This window comes from Gemmatimonadales bacterium, from assembly GCA_030697825.1.
In the GTDB taxonomy this organism is placed as follows: domain Bacteria; phylum Gemmatimonadota; class Gemmatimonadetes; order Gemmatimonadales; family JACORV01; genus JACORV01.
Genome location: JAUYOW010000074.1, coordinates 1 through 14,463, shown reverse-complemented (window position 1 = coordinate 14,463; position 14,463 = coordinate 1). Strand labels below are relative to the sequence as shown.

10 protein-coding genes, 1 tRNA gene and 1 pseudogene are annotated in these 14,463 nt (G+C 69.6%); 7 read left to right on the top strand and 5 right to left on the bottom strand.

Annotated elements, in window-relative coordinates:
- Nucleotides 1-608: 608 nt before the first annotated feature.
- A tRNA-Arg gene (locus tag Q8Q85_03890) sits at nucleotides 609-682 on the top strand.
- Between the two features lie 177 nt (nucleotides 683-859).
- Here Q8Q85_03890 and Q8Q85_03885 read toward each other — a convergent pair.
- The 4 genes and pseudogenes from Q8Q85_03885 to Q8Q85_03870 all read right to left on the bottom strand — a co-directional run bounded on the left by Q8Q85_03885 (nucleotide 860) and on the right by Q8Q85_03870 (nucleotide 5,975).
- Nucleotides 860-1,564 carry a prolyl oligopeptidase family serine peptidase gene (locus Q8Q85_03885; GenBank protein MDP3773385.1) on the bottom strand — a complete coding sequence of 235 codons (705 nt, stop codon included), beginning with the start codon at nucleotides 1,562-1,564 and terminating at the stop codon, nucleotides 860-862.
- A 144-nt stretch (nucleotides 1,565-1,708) separates the two neighbouring features.
- Nucleotides 1,709-3,022 (bottom strand): annotated as a pseudogene (locus Q8Q85_03880) (hypothetical protein).
- A 60-nt stretch (nucleotides 3,023-3,082) separates the two neighbouring features.
- The gene (locus Q8Q85_03875; GenBank protein ID MDP3773384.1) at nucleotides 3,083-4,111 is read right to left on the bottom strand and encodes a 2-oxoacid:ferredoxin oxidoreductase subunit beta; all 1,029 of its coding nucleotides are present in this window, start codon (nucleotides 4,109-4,111) and stop codon (nucleotides 3,083-3,085) included.
- A gap of 1 nt (nucleotide 4,112) precedes the next feature.
- A complete protein-coding gene (locus Q8Q85_03870; protein MDP3773383.1) occupies nucleotides 4,113-5,975 on the bottom strand; it encodes a 2-oxoacid:acceptor oxidoreductase subunit alpha in 1,863 nt (620 codons plus the stop codon).
- Nucleotides 5,976-6,208: 233 nt separating this feature from the next.
- Between Q8Q85_03870 and Q8Q85_03865 the strand changes: the two genes are divergently transcribed.
- The 6 genes from Q8Q85_03865 to Q8Q85_03840 all read left to right on the top strand — a co-directional run bounded on the left by Q8Q85_03865 (nucleotide 6,209) and on the right by Q8Q85_03840 (nucleotide 14,133).
- Nucleotides 6,209-7,123, top strand: a complete 915-nt coding sequence (locus Q8Q85_03865; protein ID MDP3773382.1) for a sulfide/dihydroorotate dehydrogenase-like FAD/NAD-binding protein — start codon at nucleotides 6,209-6,211, stop codon at nucleotides 7,121-7,123.
- A gap of 11 nt (nucleotides 7,124-7,134) precedes the next feature.
- Complete coding sequence (gene gltA / locus Q8Q85_03860; protein ID MDP3773381.1) at nucleotides 7,135-8,706, top strand: NADPH-dependent glutamate synthase; 1,572 nt, start codon at nucleotides 7,135-7,137, stop codon at nucleotides 8,704-8,706.
- A complete protein-coding gene (locus Q8Q85_03855; protein ID MDP3773380.1) occupies nucleotides 8,703-10,616 on the top strand; it encodes a 2-oxoacid:acceptor oxidoreductase subunit alpha in 1,914 nt (637 codons plus the stop codon). Before gltA ends, Q8Q85_03855 begins: the two co-directional genes overlap by 4 nt.
- A complete protein-coding gene (locus tag Q8Q85_03850; GenBank protein ID MDP3773379.1) occupies nucleotides 10,613-11,623 on the top strand; it encodes a thiamine pyrophosphate-dependent enzyme in 1,011 nt (336 codons plus the stop codon). Before Q8Q85_03855 ends, Q8Q85_03850 begins: the two co-directional genes overlap by 4 nt.
- 234 nt (nucleotides 11,624-11,857) lie before the next feature.
- Nucleotides 11,858-13,876 carry a hypothetical protein gene (locus Q8Q85_03845; protein MDP3773378.1) on the top strand — a complete coding sequence of 673 codons (2,019 nt, stop codon included), beginning with the start codon at nucleotides 11,858-11,860 and terminating at the stop codon, nucleotides 13,874-13,876.
- 80 nt (nucleotides 13,877-13,956) lie between these two features.
- Entirely contained in the window at nucleotides 13,957-14,133 is a 177-nt protein-coding gene (locus Q8Q85_03840) for a hypothetical protein (GenBank protein MDP3773377.1), read from the top strand.
- On the opposite strand, the gene Q8Q85_03835 is transcribed toward Q8Q85_03840, so the two are convergent.
- The coding region (locus Q8Q85_03835) for a hypothetical protein (GenBank protein MDP3773376.1) at nucleotides 14,130-14,463 on the bottom strand (334 nt) is incomplete at its 5' end. The two genes, Q8Q85_03840 and Q8Q85_03835, sit on opposite strands and share 4 nt — an antisense overlap.

Below are 14,463 nucleotides of genomic sequence, written 5' to 3'. Positions count from 1 at the left end.
AGCCGATGCCAAGGGGAATGCGCCCGGCGTGGAATCGGACATCCAGCGCGTGCACCACGCGGTCGCGTCGACAACCGGGCTGCTGTGCAAAGGCCGTCCCGCCGGGGAAGAAGATGAACTTGGGCCCGATGGCCTCTGATTCGAGGTAATGCACGGATGCGATTCTGTCAACACGGCGCGGATCCGTGAATCCCGAGTTCAAACACTCTGTATGGTCCGGCAGTGCGGCGCGCCATCGCCCAAGTCGATTCCGCGGCGCGAATCACGCTCGGTGCATTCCGGTCCGGGCTTTGCCGTCTTAGCGGTCCGGCGAGCTTGGATTGGGGCACCGGGGACATTAGACCGCAACAGAGCCACTCGCGCGCACGCAACCGCCCGGCTCGATTGCTCTTCGGATTGCTGTTCGTGATGCGCTTCGGTGGCGCTTCGGGGCTCTGCGATGTTGAAGAGTCGCACAGGAAGCCACGCCGTTGCGCGGTTTCCAGCTCAGCGGCTAGTATTGGTCTCCGAGAGGTCGGCGGTTCAAACCTGCCCACCCCGACTGCAGACCGGGAATCGGGAGTCGGCAATCGTCCCCGATTCCCCATTCCCGATTCCCGGTCTCATTTGCGCCGGTAGCTCAGCTGGATAGAGCGCCAGCCTCCGGAGCTGGAGGTCGCAGGTTCGACTCCTGTCCGGCGCATGGAGCCGCGACGAAGCCCCGCCGTCGTCAATGACCGGCGGGGCTTCGCGTTTCCGGGCCGCGGCCGCGCGTCAGAGATAGCAGCGAACGAAGATCAGCCCGTTGTTCGTGATCGCGTTCTGGCTGGACTCTCCCGACGGCGGGAAAGCCTCGCTGGCAAGCGCGCGTCAGAAACCCCTAGTTCCGCCTCCCGACCTCCCAGAGCATGAAGGCGTAGTCCCGCGCGATCTCGCGCAGCCGGTCGTAGCGCCCGGACGCCCCGCCGTGCCCCGCCCCCATGTTCACCGTGAAGATGAGGGGGTTGCCATCGGTCCTCGTCGAGCGCATCCGCGCGACGTACTTGGTGGGCTCGTGGAAGAGGACCTGGCTGTCGTTGAGCGACGTCGTGACCAGCATCGCGGGATAGTCGCGCGCCGCGAGGTTGTCGTACGGCGAGTACGTCATCATGTAGTCGTACTCGGCCTGGATGCGCGGGTTGCCCCACTCCTCGAATTCGCCGACGGTGAGCGGCAGTGAGGTGTCGAGCATGGTGTTGATCACGTCCACGAACGGCACGTTGGCGACCACCGCGTGGAAGAGATCGGGCCTCAGGTTGGTCACCGCGCCCATCAGCAGGCCGCCCGCGCTCCCGCCCTGAATGACCAGCCGCTCGCGCGAAGTGAAGCGCTGCCCGATCAGATACTCGGCCGACGCGATGAAATCGGTGAAGGTGTTCAGCTTGTGCATCATCCGGCCGTCGTCGTGCCACGCCTTGCCCATCTCGCCGCCGCCCCTGATGTGCGCGATGGCGAAGACCATGCCGCGGTCGAGCAAGCTCAGTCGGTTGGAGTTGAACGTGACGTTGGACGACGAGCCGTACGAGCCGTACCCGTTCAAGAGCATGGGGGCGCGGCCGTCGCGCCGCAGGCCGCGGCGATAGACGACCGAGATCGGGATCCGCGCGCCGTCGGAGGCGGTCGCGAAGACCCGCTCCGACCCGTACTGCCGCGGGTCGTAGCCGCCCAGCACTTCGGTCTGCTTGAGGAGGGTGCGCCGGCGCGAGTTCATGTCGTAGTCGTAGACCGAGCCGGGCGTGATGAACGACTGGTAGTTGAAGCGGAACACGGTCGTGTTCCACTGCCGGTTGGCGGAGCCGGACGCCGTGTAGACCGGCTCGGGAAAGCTGATGTAGTGCGCCCCGCCGCTTCGAAGGTCCGTGATCCGCATCCGCTGGAGACCGCTCTGCCGCTCGTAGAGCACGTAATGATCGGCGAAGAAGTCCATCCCCTCGAGCATTACGTCGGGGCGGTGTGGAACGATCTCGTGCCAGTTCTCCTCGCGCGGGTCGCTCTCGGGGGCCCAAGACCAGGCGGTAGTTCCGCCCGGTGTCGTTGACGTGGATGTAGAAGCGGTCCCCGTGGTGGCCGACGTCGTACTCGCGGTCCTGCCGCCGGGGCGAGATCAGCCGCCACTCTTCCATAAAGGCCGGTCGGCGGACAGGTAGCGCACTTCGGACGTGGTGTGGCTGCCGACGTCCATCACCAGGTAAGCGCCGCTCCTGGTGCGCGAGACGCCCACCCTGAACCGTTCGTCCGTCTCCTCGTACACCAGGTCGTCGGTGGTCGCACCGAGCCCGTGCCGGTATAGGCGGTAATGCCGCTTGGCGGCATCCTCGATGGTGTAGAAGAGAGTACGATTGTCCGCGGCCCACGCCACGGAGCCGGTGCGGTAGGCGCGGTCGGGGAGGTCGCGGCCGGTGCGCAGGTCCTTGACGTGCAACGCGTACTGGCGGAAACCGGTCGTGTCGAGGGAGTAGGCGAGCAGGTTGCCGTCGTCGCTCACGTCGAACGCGGCGAGCCCCATGAAGACCTGGCCAACCGCCAGCTGGTTGAGGTCGAGCAGGATCTCCTCCGGGGCGTCGAGCGATCCGCGCTTCCGGCAGTAGATCGGGTACTGCTTCCCTTCCTCGGTGCGGCTGTAATAGAAGTAGTCTCCCTCACGGTACGGCACGGAGAGATCGGTCTGCTTGATCCGCCGGAGCATCTCCGCGAACAGCGTGTCGCGCAGCGGCTGCATGGGCGCGAGGAGCTGGTCGGCGTAGGCGTTCTCGGCGTTGAGGTACGCGATCACGTCGGGGTTGGTCTTGTCGCGCAGCCAGAAGTAGTTGTCGCGGCGGACGTAGCCGTGGATCGTGTCGACGTGGGTTCGTCGCGAGGCGACGGGGGCCGCCAGGAGCCCCGCGCTTTCCGCGGGACGCGCGGCCTGGGCTAGGGCGGTGGTCGGAACGGCGAGGGCCGCGCACACGGCGAGCGCCGGGAGCGAGGTGGAGAAGACGCAGTACGAGCGCGCGAGAGGATTCATGGGTCGATTCTCGAGTGAAGAGGAGAAAGTGCAGATACTAGGTGAGCCGTACGGCGTCAATCACCCCATGACCGTCCAAGTGCGGTCGGAGCGAAGCAGAGCGTCTATCTTCGCGTCGCCCTTCCACGCGCCCGCCGCGGCGAGCTGCGCGTAGACATCGGCCTCGTACGACGACGCGGGACTGCAGTAGATGACGCCCAGTGCCACTGGGAAGCGTGGAGGCTGCAACGAGACGAGCAACGACGCCAGTACAGGGCTCGTCTCGTCGTGGACGAAGATGTCGCGCTCCGTCACGCCGTTCTCGCCGATCTTCGCGACTTCCAGCTCCAGCGCCTGCGGCTTGAGGCGCAAGCCGAGGTTCTTGTCCTTCCCGAACACGAGCGGCTTGCCGTGCTCGACGTGGAGCTGGGCATCGGGCGCGACGCTCTTGTCGGTGAACTCTTCGAAGACGGCGTCGTTGAAGACGACGCAGTTCTGGAACACCTCGACGAACGACGCGCCCTGGTGGGCGTGCGCGCGCTTCAGCACCTCCACGAGCTGCGGCTGCTGGGTGTCGATGGCGCGCGCGACGAACCTTGCGCCCGCGCCGAGGGCGAACGCGCCGGGCGAGACGGGGGCCTCGATGGAGCCCATCGGCGTGGAGGGCGAGCGGGTGCCGCGCCGCGACGTGGGCGAGTACTGGCCCTTGGTGAGCCCGTAGATCTCGTTGTTGAAGAGGACGATCTGGAGGTTCACGTTCCGGCGCAGCACGTGCAGCATGTGGTTGCCGCCGATCGAGAGCCCGTCGCCGTCCCCGGTGATGACCCAGACGTCGAGGTCGGGGTTCGCCAGCTTCACGCCGGTGGCGATGGCCGGCGCGCGGCCGTGGATGGTGTGGAAGCCGTAGGTAGAGAGGTAATACGGGAACCGAGACGAACAGCCGATGCCCGAGACGCAGACGGTGCTCTCGCGCTTGGCGCCGAGGTCGGCCAGCACTTTGTAGAAGGCCTTGAGGATGGCGTAGTCACCGCACCCGGGGCACCAGCGGACTTCCTGGTCCGAGGTGAAGTCCTCGGGCGCGAGCGGGGCGGCGGGAGCGGTGGTCGTCATCTCAGGTCCCCAGGCGGGCGCGAATCGCGTCCGCGATCTCGCCGATCTTGAACGGCTTGCCGTTCACCTTGTTCAACCCCTCGGCCGGCAGCAGGTAAGCCGCCCGCAGCATCGTGACCAGCTGGCCGGTGTTCATCTCCGGCACCAGGACCTGGTCGAAGCGGCGGAGCAGATCGCCCAGGTTCTTCGGGAAGGGGGCAAGATAGCGGATATGGATGTGCGACACCGCCGCGCCATCCTCGCGCAGCTGGCGCACCGCCTGGCGGATGGCGCCGTACGTGGATCCCCATCCCACCACCGCGATCGTGCCGTGGTCCTCACCGAGCGCGACCGGCTGGAGTGGGATGTCGTTCGCGATGCCGGCGATCTTCGCGGCCCGGACGTCGGTCATCTGCTGGTGGTTGTCCGCGTCGTAGGAGATGTGGCCCGAGTCGTAGCTCTTCTCGAGACCGCCGATGCGATGCTCGAGGCCCGGCGTGCCGGGCAGCGCCCACGCCCGCGCGAGCGTCACCGGATCGCGGACGAACGGATGGAAGCCCCCGGGATCGGTGCGATACGTGACCGGGAACGCCGGCAACGACGCGACGTCGGGGACGGGCCACGGCTCGGCGGCATTGGCAAGGTAGCCGTCGGTGAGGAGCATGACGGGCGTCATATACTTCGTGGCGAGCCTAACCGCCTCGATCGCGACCTCGAAGCCGTCGCCGGGGCTGGCCGCCGCGAGAACGGGGAGCGGCGCATCGCCGTTGCGGCCGTACACCGCCTGATAGAGGTCCGACTGCTCCGTCTTGGTCGGTAGGCCGGTGGACGGGCCGGCGCGCTGCGAATTCACGATGACGAGCGGCAGCTCGGTCGCGATGGCGAGGCCGATGGCTTCGGTCTTGAGCGCGATGCCGGGGCCCGAGCTCAACGTCACGCCGAGGGCCCCCGCGTACGACGCGCCGATCGCGGCGCAGATCGCGGCGATCTCGTCTTCGGCCTGGAAGGTGATGACGCCGTGGTGCTTGAGCCCCGCGAGGATGTGGAGGAGCCCGGAGGCCGGCGTGATCGGGTAGGCGCCGAGCATAACCTTGGCGATGCCGGCCGCGCGCGCTCCCGCGATGAGGCCCCACGCGACGGCCTCGGTACCGCTCACCGTGCGATACACGCCCGGCTGGACATCCGCCTTCGGGATGGTGTAGGCCTGGAGGCTGTCGGCCACCTCGGCCGTCTCGCCGAAGGCATGGCCGGCGTTCAGCGCGGCGATGTTGGCGCGCGCGATCTCCGGCCGCTTGGAGAACTTCTTGGTGAGGGACTCGATCGTGGCCTGGCGGTCGCGGCCGTACATCCACAGCATCAAGCCGAGGGCCCACATGTTCCGGCAGCGGAGCGCGTCCTTGTTCGAGAGGCCGTGTCCCTTCACCGCCTCCCGCGTGAGCTTGGCGATGTCGAACTGGAGCAGCCGGTAGGGCGCGAGCGTGCTGTCGGCGAGCGGGTTCGCCGTGAAGCCCGCCTTGGCCAGATTACGCTCGCTGAACGCGCTGGAGTCGGCGACGATCAGGCCGCCCACCTTGAGGTCGCGCCAGTTGACCGCGAGCGCCGCCGGATTCATCGCGACCAGTACGTCCAGCTCGTCGCCGGCGGTAGTGACGTCGATCGAGCCGAAGTGGATCTGAAAGGCCGAGACGCCGAAGGTGGTGCCGGCCGGGGCGCGGATCTCGGCGGGGAAATCGGGGAACGTGGCGAGGTCGTTTCTCGCCAGCGCCGTCTCCACGGTGAACCGTGAGCCGGTGACCTGCATGCCGTCGCCCGAATCGCCGGCGAACCGGATGACGACGGCTTCGAGCGATTCCCGCTCGGTCCTTAACGTGTTCTCGATGCTCATGACCCTCCCAACGGTAACGTATCCGGGAGGGCGCCGGGGGTCTAGGCTGTCCCGGGTTCGCCGAGGATTGACACCCAGCGGGGTGGAGGCGAGGAGCAAGGGCGGCACCTTGCAGGGAGAGAGCCTCCGGTACCAATTATGCAGAGAGAGCTCGCAGCGGAGGGCGCTCCAGGCGCCCGGCAGCTTCACTGGTCCGCTCGGCATTCTCGGCCTGCCAAGGAGGCTGGAACGCGATGACCGGCGAGACATCGGGTCGGCTCGAAATCGTGACACGGGAGGACTACTCCGATGTCACGTACATGCTCGAGGTGCGGCACCCGCTCATGGCCCGGGCCGCGCGACCGGGACAATTCGTCCTCGTGATGCTGCACGATCGCAGCGAGCGCATCCCATTGACAATAGCGGACTTCGAACGCCAGCGGGGCACGATCACGCTCGTCGTCCAGGCGGTGGGCAAAACGACCCGCGAGATGCAACGCTCGTGCCAGGTAGGCACGCGGCTCCTCGCGATGGCGGGGCCGATGGGCAAGCCCAGCATCATCGGGGGCGCGAAGAAGGTGGTGTGCGTCGGCGGCGGGCTCGGCGTGGCGCCGGTGTTCCCGCAGGCGCGGGCCTACAAGGAGAGCGGCGCCTACGTCATCGGGATCCTCGGCTTCCGAACCGAAGCGCTGGTCTTCTGGAAGGACAAGTTCGAGCGCGTCTGCGACGAGCTGATCCTGTGCACCGACGACGGCTCGACCGGCATCAAGGGGCTGGTGACGGACGGGATCCGGCTCGCGATCGAGCGGCACCCCGACATCGACGAGGTCGTGGCGATCGGCCCGCCCGTGATGATGAAGGCCTGCGCCGCCGCGACCCGGGAGCACGGCATCCGCACCCTCGTGAGCCTGAACCCCATCATGGTGGACGGCACGGGGATGTGCGGCGGTTGCCGGGTGCGGGTGGGCGGCCGCGTGAACTTCGCGTGCGTGGACGGGCCGGACTTCGACGCGCACCAGGTGGACTTCGATGACCTGATGAGCCGCCTGCGGCGCTTCACCGAGCAGGAGCAGCAGGCGATGGAGCGCTGGTCGCAGGAGTGCCGTCTGAAGGAGCTCGCGGAAGCGGAGGCGATCCCCGCGTCGCGGGGCACCGCCGCCCGCGGCTAGGGAGACGCACGATGGCGAAGAAGCGAACCATCCGGACGATCCCCCAGGAGCGGACCCCCGTTCGCGAGCTGCCGCCGGCGGAGCGGATCCGCAGCTTCGGCGAGGTGAACTGCGGGTACACCGCGGAGGAGGCGATCCGGGAGTCGGAACGGTGCCTGTTCTGCGAGGACGCCGTCTGCATCGCCGGCTGTCCGGTGGCGATCGACATCCCGGCGTTCATCCGGAAGATCGGGGAGAGGGACTTCCGCGGCGCCTACGACGTGATCGCGGAGACGAATTTCCTGCCCGCCATCTGCGGCCGCGTCTGCCCGCAGGAGACCCAGTGCGAGGGCGTCTGCATCGTGACGGACCCGCTGGAGCCGGTGGCCATCGGGCGGCTCGAGCGGTTCGTGGGCGACCGCGCGATCGCCGAGCACTGGGCGAGCGTGCCGCACATCGAGCCCACGGGCTTCCGAGTCGCGATCGTGGGCTCGGGCCCGGCCGGCATGGCGTGCGCCGCCGACATGGCCAAGGCCGGGTGCGCCGTGACGGTCTACGAGGCGTTCCACGAGCCGGGCGGGGTGCTGCGGTACGGCATCCCGGACTTCCGCCTGCCTAACGAGGTCATCGACGCAGAGATCGACAACCTGAAGAAGCTCGGCGTGCGGTTCGAGTGCAACACGGTCGTCGGGCGGCTGTTCACCATCGAGCAGCTGCTCGACGAGTTCGGCTTCCACGCGGTGTTCATCGGAACCGGCGCGGGCGCCCCTGCGATGATGGGCATCCCCGGCGACTCGCTGAACGGCGTGCTGTCGGCCAACGAGCTGCTCACGCGCTGCAACCTCATGCTGGCCCGGAGCTTCCCGAATTACGACACGCCGATCCCGCTCGGTCGACAGGTGGCGGTGATCGGCGCCGGCAACACGGCGATGGACGCGATGCGCGTGTGCCTGCGGCTCGGTGCGGAGAAGGTCCACTGCGTCTACCGGCGTTCCCGGACCGAGGCGCCGGCCCGCGTGGAGGAGGTCCACCACGCCGAGGAGGAAGGCATCGAGTTCCACTGGCTGACGGCCCCGGTCGAGGTGCTGGAAGACGGCAAGGGGAACGTGCGCGCCATGCGCTGCATCCGGATGGAGCTGGGAGAGCCGGACGAGTCGGGCCGGCGCCGCCCCGTGCCCATTCCTGGAAGCGAGTTCGAGTTCCAGACCGACCAGGTGGTGTTCGCCATCGGCACGCACGCCAATCCGATCATCGGCCAGACCTCGAAGCTGGCACTGAACCAGCGGGGCTACCTCCAGGTCGACGAGACCCTGGCCACCTCGATGGCCGGCGTGTATGCCGGCGGCGATATCGTCACCGGCGCGGCGACCGTCATCGAGGCGATGGGCGCGGGGCGGCTGGCCGCGCGGAGCATGAAGGCCTACCTCGGCATCCGGGACGTGGCCGAGCCGTACGGTGGCGGCGACGACCACCCGTTCGGGATCGACCTGCGGGAGCGGAACTTCGCGCGCGTCCGCCTCGCGCGGTCGGACGGCCGGCCCCCGGCCACCGTTGCGCAGGCGCGCGAGGGTGAGGGAGAGCGGACCATGGCGGCGGCACGATGAGCACGGCGTCAGCCCGGGCACGGACGAAGCAGCCGCGGGCGCAGGCCTCGGGGGCGGGCGGGGAGCCGCCGGTCACCGGCGTAACGGAGCACATCGTCGAGGTCATCAGCGATTCCGGCGAGGGCGCGCAACGCTGCGGCCAGTCATTCGGGGCGATCGCGGCGCGGACGGGCAACGGGGTCTGGACGGTCGAGATCATCCCGGCCGAGATCCAGCCGCCGGCCCGCAGCGTCGCGGGCGCCAGCGGCAACCGCATCCGGCTCGCCTCCCGGCGCGTCACGAACGGTGGCGACGAGGCCGATCTCGTCGTCGCGTTCAACGAGCAGGTGCTGCTCGGGCGGACCCGGGCCGGGGAGCTGAAGCCCGGCTGCATCATCCTCCTGGAGAGCATGTGGAGGGAGGACCCGGACGAGCAGATCGCGGCGGAGTACGCGCAGACCGTTGAGGGCCTCGTCGCGGCGGGATACCGCGTGCACGAGATCCCGATGGAGCAGGAGTGCCGCAAGCTCGTCGCCGACCCCCGGCGCGGCAAGAACATGTTCGTGCTCGGCATGCTGTGCCGCCTGTACAGCCTCGACCTCCAGTTGGCGCGCGACCAGGTCGCCCTAACGTTCCGGAAGAAGGCCGCGAGCGTCGTGGAGACGAATACTCGGCTGGTCGAGGCCGGGTACGCGTGGGCGGGCGAGCACCTGCGGTTCCGGTACCACATCCCGGCTGTTCACGTCTCCGAGCCGCAGATCGTGATCAACGGCAACCACGCGATGGCCCTCGGCGTCATCGCGTCGGGCATGGAAGTCTGCGCCATGTATCCCATCACGCCGGCCACGTCCGCGTCGCACTACCTCAGCGAGGTGTTCGAGCGGGTGGGCGGCGTGGTGCATCAGGCGGAGGACGAGATCGCCGCCTGCACGTTCGCCATCGGCGCCTCGTACGCGGGGCGCTGCGCGGTGACGATCACGTCCGGCCCGGGGTACTCGCTCAAGCAGGAGGGAATCGGCCTCGCCGTTATGGGCGAGATCCCGCTGGTGGTCGTGAACGTGCAGCGCGGCGGGCCCAGCACGGGCCAGCCCACGAAGGGCGAGCAGGGCGACCTCCTGGCGACGATCTTCGGCAGCCACGGGGACGCGCCGAAGATCGTGATGGCGGCGAGCTCGATCGAGGACTGCTTCTACTCGGTCATCGCCGCGCGCCGGATCGCCGAGACGTTCAACATGGTCGTGGTGATCCTCTCGGACGCCAACCTGGCGACGGCGCAGACGCCCTTCCCCCGGCCGCGGTTCGACGAGGCCTGGATCGCCCCTCCGGTGGACCAGAGCGCCGTCCCCCCGGGGCTCAAACCGTACGACTGGGATCCGACGACCGGCCTGGCGCGGCGGTTCGTGCCGGGCCAGCCGGGTGGCGCACACACGCTGACGGGCCTCGCCCACGACGAGTTGAGCCACGTCGCGTACGACGCCGAGATCAACCAGCAGGGGATCCGGGCCCGGAGCCTCAAGCTGGCGGCGTTCCAGCGGACGCTGCGGCCGCCGACGGTCGTCGGCGCCGAGCGCGGCGACCTCCTCGTCGTCGGCTGGGGGAGCACGCGGGGCGCGATCGAGGAGGCCGTCGCCGGCCTGCAGGCCGAGGGACACCAGGTGTCCTCGATGCACCTGCGGTTCCTCCAGCCGCTGCCGCCGGGGATCAAGGAGATCCTGCAGCGGTTCGGCAAGGTGATGACGATCGAAGGCAACTGGTGTGACCGCGTGGAGGACGAGATGATCAACGAGTCGAACCGGCGCTTCTCGGCGCTGGCGCTGCTGCTGCGGTCGCGCTACCTGATCGACGTGGACTGCTGGAGCGAGGTGCGGGGCCAGCCGATCAAGCCCGGCAGCGCCCGCCGCGCGATCCTCGAGAGGATGGAGCGGCCATGAGCGCGAGCCCGACGATACCGAACACCCCCTTGGAGTGTCTGCTCCGGATGCACGAGGAGCACTACGAGCTGGAGGACTACCAGAAGGGCGTGCCGCGCTGGTGCACCGGCTGCGGCGACAACGCGATCCTGGCCGCGGTCCAGCGGCTCTGCCGGGACGAGGGGCTCCGCCCGGACAAGACGGTGTTCGTCTCGGGCATCGGCTGCTCCAGCCGCCTGCCCCACTACATGAGCACCTACGGGTTCCACGGGCTGCACGGCCGGGCGCTGCCGGTCGCGGAGGGCATCCGCATGGCCCGCCCCGACCTCGACGTCTTCGTCAGCACCGGCGACGGCGACTGCTTCAGCATCGGCGCGGCGCACTGGATCCACGCCGTGCGCTACAACATGAACATGACCGTGATGGTGCACGACAACCACGTCTACGGCCTCACCAAGATGCAGGCGTCGCCGACGACGCCGCGGGGCCTGCGGACCAACACGACGCCGCGGGGCGCGTACCTCGAGGCCATGGAGCCGCTGCCCATCACGCTCGCCGTGCAGAACGTCTCGTTCGTCGCGCAGGCGGCCGATTGGATCCCGGAACTCCTCTACGACATCCTGCTGGCGGCCTACCGGCACCGGGGGTTCTCCTTCATCCGGATCGTGCAGCGGTGCCCGGAGTACCTGCCGCACCTGCTGGATCCGTGGGTCCGCGACCCCCAGAAGGTCCTGCTGCTCCACCATGCGCGAGGTCTGAAGATCAGCCGGCCGCTGGCCTCGATCTACCCGCGCCAGCTGGAGCACGATCCCTTGGACATCCACCGCGCGCACCAGATCGCCTGGGAGACCGATCCGCTCCCCGTCGGCATCTTGTACCACAACCCCGACGTCCCCTGCTACGAGGACACGCGGCGGAGCCCGGACCTGCGCACGGTGGACCTGATCCGCAGCGGGCTCGAAGCGGAGCTGGACCAGTTCACCATCTGGCCCAGGGACGAGGACACCGCCGAGACCTCCGATGCGTGAGCATCGCGCCGTCGCGGCGCCGGGGACCCGGTTCCCGCACACCCGGAGCGGAACCTGACGACGCAGGCGCAGGACCAGGTCGCGTTCTACCTCACGGGCCGGACGGCCGGTCGGGGACTCGACGGCATCGAGGGGCTCGGACTGCTCCCGGCGCTCCTGGCCCGCTACCGGGACCTCGCCGCGCTGCGCTATGACTTCCCGGTCGTCCTGGTCGGACCGGGGGCGGATCCGGTCGTGCGCTCCCTCTCCGACCTGTTCGACGACATCGTGGGCGGACTCGCCGGGGGGCCCGCTGCCGGACGGCTGACGCACCGCGCGCGCCGGCTCGAGCGCGCCATCCGCGCCCGGGTCGCCGGCGGCGCCGCGGGTACGCTGTCGTCGCTGTGGGACGAGGCGGCGCGCGCCCTCGCCACCGGCTCCGACGCCGCTCTCGCGGACGACCTGGGCCAACTGCGGACCGCGCTGGTGGACGGTGAGGTGGCCGGCTGCGACCGCGACCTCCCCGCCCGGCTGCTGACGCACGCGTGGCGGAGCGCACAGGAGTCCAAGGCGCGCTCCATGCGCAAGACGATCGACCGGCTGGTCCTGCAGCTCTCCGAGATCCTCATCGCCGAGGAGGAGTACTCGGCGGCCGGCATGAGCCCGGACCGCCTGCGCGCCTCGGTGGGGACGGGGTTCGCGGCCGAGTTCGACTTCGACGCGATGTCCGGCCTGCTCACGCGGACCCGGGCGAAGACCTCGCTGTCCGACGAGCGCCGGCGGCGCATCCGGCGGCTGCTGGCGACGCTCGGGTCACCGGAGTTCTTCCCCGCGCGGGCCGCGACCGGGATGCCGGGTACGGACGGCGACCTGGCGTTCCGCAGCTGCGCCGCCGCGCTCGAGGTGTACCGGGAACGGCTGCCGCGCCTGGTCGAGGCGGCGAAGGCGGTGGTAGTGGCCGGCCTGGAGGTCGAGGGCGGGTATCAGGGCGGCGAGCACGACCCCGTGTTCGAGGCGCTGGGCGCCGCGGACCTCGAGAAGGAGCTCGCCGCGTTCCCGGACCTCCTCGTCCGTCTCGACGCCGACCGCATGGGGGCCGCCGAGGGCGCCGCTCTGATGGAGGTGTTCGCCCAGGGCCTGCCACTGAAGGTCCTGCTCCAGACCGACGACGTCGCTGCGTTCGCCCCCGTCGCGGACGCCCGGGCGCCGGCCAGCGTGAGCGTCCGGCAGGTGGCGAACGCCGCGATCGGCGCCGGCGGCGTGTTCGTTCTCCAGTCCGCGTGCTCGCACCTGTACCGCGCCCGCGAGGGGATCATGCGCGGCATGGGCTTCGCGGGGCCGGCCCTCTTCACGGTGTATTCCGGCGCGGGCGGTGCCGCGAACGGCGTGCCGGAGTACCTCCTGGCCGCCGCAGCGATGGAGTCGCGAGCCTTCCCCGCGTTCGTCTTCGACCCGTCCGCGGGAGCGGATTGGGCGTCCCGGTTCCGGCTGGAGGACAACCCGCAGCCCCAGGCCGACTGGCCGATCCGGCGCCTGGACTACGAGGACGAGTCGCTGCAGCGGGTCTCGCAGGACGTGGCGTTCACGGTGGTGGACTTCCTCGCCTGCCACGAGGGGCACGCGGAGCACTTCGCCCGGGTCCCGCCGGACAGTTGGAACGGCCACATGATCCCGGTACACGAGGCGGTCGCGGACGAGCACGAACCCCTGGACGACCGCGTGCCGTACCTGCTGATGGTTGGTCCGGACGATGCCCTGCACCGGGTGCTGGTGGATCGGCGGCTCATCCGCGCGGCCCGGCGCTGCCGCGACCAGTGGCGCAGCCTGCAGGAGCTGGGCGGCATCCACAACTCGCACGCCGAGCGCCTGCTCGCCCGCGAGAAGCAGGCGTGGGAGGAACAGGCCCGGCGCGAGGCCGAGAGCCGCCAGGGCGAGCCGGCCGCCGCGGAGGCCGCCGCGCCAGCCGTGCCCGCCGCGGTGGCGGAGGCACGGCCCGCCGTCGCCGAGACGCCGCCGGCGGTCCGATCCGACGAGCCCTCTATCGAGACGGCACGCTGCTCGAGCTGCAACGAGTGCACCAAGATCAACGACCGGATGTTCAAGTACGACAAGAACAAGCAGGCGTACATCGCGGACCTGAAGGCCGGCACCTACGCGCAGATGGTACAGGCGGCCGAGAGCTGCCAGGTGGCGGTCCTCCATCCCGGCAAGCCGTGGAACCCCGATGAGCCGGGCTTGGCCGAATTGATCGAGCGCGCGGAGCCCTTCCTCTAGGCCTTCTTCCGCGATCTATCCGGCGGGCCCAGGTTCGAGAACGGCGGGAACTGCCCTCAATCGACACCGCAATCGAAACCATGACACGCTCACCCGCCGAGCGGCCGCGGGCGCGGCCCGCGTGGGCTCAGCGCCAGCGCACCAGGGCGGGTACGAGCTGCGCGGTCGTCACGTGCATCGAGCCGAAGTGGATCTGGAACGCCGACACGCCTAAGGTGGTGCCTGCCAGCGCGCGGATCTCCGCCGGGAGCGGCTAACGCGCCGCGGCGCCCAGCTGCTGTACCACGGTCACCGCGAGCTCCCGGACCATCTGCGCGTAGATCTTGGCGACATCCTGGGCCGCCAGGCCCACCACCACCGCCCGTCGGCCCACGGGCAGCGCGAAGCGGCTGGTGAGCGCCTGCGCCGCGTTCCCCGCCTGCTGCGCCGTGTCCGCCGCGCTCACGAGCGCGATGCCCAGGCGCGCTTCGTACGCTTGCGCCGGCCGGCCGCCCTCTTGCGCGGGCGCGGGCGGGAGGAACCGCGCGACGACCCGCGCGTAGAGCGCCGGCTCGGCGTTCTCGGCGGAGAGGAGGCGCGCGGCGGCC